The sequence below is a fragment of the uncultured Thiodictyon sp. genome, from assembly GCF_903828115.1.
In the GTDB taxonomy this organism is placed as follows: domain Bacteria; phylum Pseudomonadota; class Gammaproteobacteria; order Chromatiales; family Chromatiaceae; genus Thiodictyon.
Map to the genome: position 1 here is coordinate 1 of NZ_CAIKKU010000651.1, position 2,210 is coordinate 2,210.

Annotated in this window: 4 protein-coding genes; 2 read left to right on the plus strand and 2 right to left on the minus strand. The window is 58.2% G+C overall.

Annotated elements, in window-relative coordinates; translation table 11 throughout:
- Positions 1-196 (minus strand): hypothetical protein (locus tag QZY48_RS24615; RefSeq protein WP_295436033.1); only part of this gene is annotated, 196 nt, incomplete at its 3' end.
- A 124-nt stretch (positions 197-320) separates the two neighbouring features.
- Between QZY48_RS24615 and QZY48_RS24620 the strand changes: the two genes are divergently transcribed.
- Both QZY48_RS24620 and QZY48_RS24625 read left to right on the plus strand, forming a co-directional pair.
- A complete protein-coding gene (locus tag QZY48_RS24620) occupies positions 321-530 on the plus strand; it encodes a hypothetical protein (protein ID WP_295436035.1) in 210 nt (69 codons plus the stop codon).
- 14 nt (positions 531-544) lie between these two features.
- Positions 545-859 carry a type II toxin-antitoxin system PemK/MazF family toxin gene (locus tag QZY48_RS24625; RefSeq protein WP_295436037.1) on the plus strand — a complete coding sequence of 105 codons (315 nt, stop codon included), beginning with the start codon at positions 545-547 and terminating at the stop codon, positions 857-859.
- A gap of 397 nt (positions 860-1,256) precedes the next feature.
- Here QZY48_RS24625 and QZY48_RS24630 read toward each other — a convergent pair whose 3' ends face one another.
- Complete coding sequence (locus tag QZY48_RS24630) at positions 1,257-2,009, minus strand: toll/interleukin-1 receptor domain-containing protein (protein ID WP_295436039.1); 753 nt, start codon at positions 2,007-2,009, stop codon at positions 1,257-1,259.
- Positions 2,010-2,210: the final 201 nt, after the last annotated feature.

A 2,210-nucleotide genomic window follows, 5' to 3' on the forward strand; every position in this document is an offset into this window, starting at 1 on the left:
CAAGCTGGATGACATCCAAGCGGAGCTGCGCCTGCGCTTCACTGGCGTCGAGACCGGACTTGCCGCGATCGATCATCACCTCGCCGCTTTCCACGCGGTCGACGCCGTCCGCGCTGACGAGATCGCTGACCTGCGGCGTCGCTTGGAGCGCGTAGAGCGGCGGCTGGAGTTGGGCGGCGCTGTCTGAGGGTTGCACGAAAGGACCCGAACCAATGTCCGGCACCGACGCACGATCAATATTTCGACGGTAGAGCCGGACGTGATCGCCAGATCCTGGCTTTTCCCACGACTGCTCCTGGTGCCGAATCCGAGGTCTTGCCATGGCCACACGTCACGCGACGATTCCCGATGACCTGCAACGCCAAGTTCAGGCGATTGCCAAGGCACGCGGCGTTCCCATGCGCCTGTTGGTCGAGGAGGCATTGCGTTGCATCGTCGCACCCGAGCCTTTTGCGAACGACACCGCGGCAGAGGCCGAGATCGAAGCGCTGCAAGCGGACGTCTTGAAGGACCACCCGTGGGAGGCGTAAGCCGCGGGGACGACGTGCTCGCGGCGGCGGCAGGCGATTACGGCAAGCCAAGACCCTGGCTGGTCGTCCAGGCCGACAAACACAATCGCGCCGACCGCCCTGACTCCATCCTCGTCTGCCCCTTCACCAGTCACCAAGAAGACTTGGCCTACCGCGTTGCGGTGAAGCTTCCATTCGGAAGCGGTGAACGAGCCTCATGGGTGATGGTGGACAAGCTCATGGCTGTGAAACGGGAACGCATCCGGTCGGTTATCGCCAAGGTATCTCGGCAGGAGTTGGCGGCCGTCGAAGTGGCAATGGTGGATTTGCTCGGGTTTGTGGGCGCCTAATGAGCGATATTCTTGGCGCGAGCGGAGTTGAGTATACTGTCCCCGGAATTCCCGCCCCGGAATTCCCGGTCGGTTATCGCCCAGGTATCCCGGCAGGAGTTGGCGGGCGTCGAAGTGGCAATGGCGGATTTGCGTGGGTTTGTAGGTGGCCTAGTGAGCGATAGTCTTGGCGTGACGGGAGTTGAGTATACTGTCCCCGGAATCCCCGGCCACGGGCGATTGTAGGCCACCTTTCAGGGCGACCAGGCATCTGTTTTCCCGAAACGGTTGTCTGTCCCGGGTTTCCCCCGCCGGGTTTCCCCGCGGGTTTCCCCGGGTTTCCCTATCGTGGCCACACCGGATCGGATCTGGCCGCGCTAGTGCATGCTGCCGACCACGAAAAAGACAAAACAAGCGCTCAGGGTGCGACAAGTTGATCAATGTACTTTTGGTATGACGCAGGCGATGCTGTTCGACAGTCTAGGGTGCGCGACAGGTCGGCGACTAGTTGATGCAGGTGGGCGGCCTGATCGCAGCGTAATGTATTCACCCCTTTGATCGGACCCGCGAGAATTCCCGTATCGCATCCCGGCGCGAGAATCGGCGCAAGGTACTTATTGGCCCCCCACCGTGCTCCCAATTCAAACATCACATAGCCGGATGCCATGCTGGCTTCGGAGATTAGCCCAATAAATACGTCAGCGTCGTTGATTTCCCTCCTTAGCTCTGCGTCGGTTGACGCCCCTATCGGCAGGCGATAACCATTGACGCTCGTGCATCGAATGTCAGTTTCATCTAATCTGAGAGCGGCGCGGATTAGCTCAATCAAGCACATCGCTATCGCTTCATCTTTGCTGCTGTGGCTTATAAACACTTTCACTTTCGATGCTCCCCGTGATTCAACGAGACCAAATCCCACGCGGTGGGCTGAGCCAGAGTTAAAAAACAGAATATCATTAAGGCGCCCACAGAATCTATCGATCGCTGAATGGTCGCGTGCTTGAGAATACAACTTCGCCAGTCTAATGATATTCTTGAGATTGCCTCGTCCGTAACGCAATCCGTGTTCACACTCTGCGGTGGGTGTAAACGGATCATCAAAGGCTAGAGAAATATCTTCCAATAGTCCATGGTAGTAGCCGCAGAACACTTGCCAGTCGCTATCACGCAAATTCAGAAGCGCGACGATTCCAATGCTATGTAGTCTCTCAACCGCTAACTTCGACAGGAACGTAGCCGTTCAGAGACCCCTTGACCGCTGCCTCCAGCCCGATCAAGATGCCCTCCCATACGCTGCCCGATGATACCGCGCCACTGACCGATGCACCTGAGCGACCACAGCCTCAACCAGCTTGATGAAGCCTACGTCCAG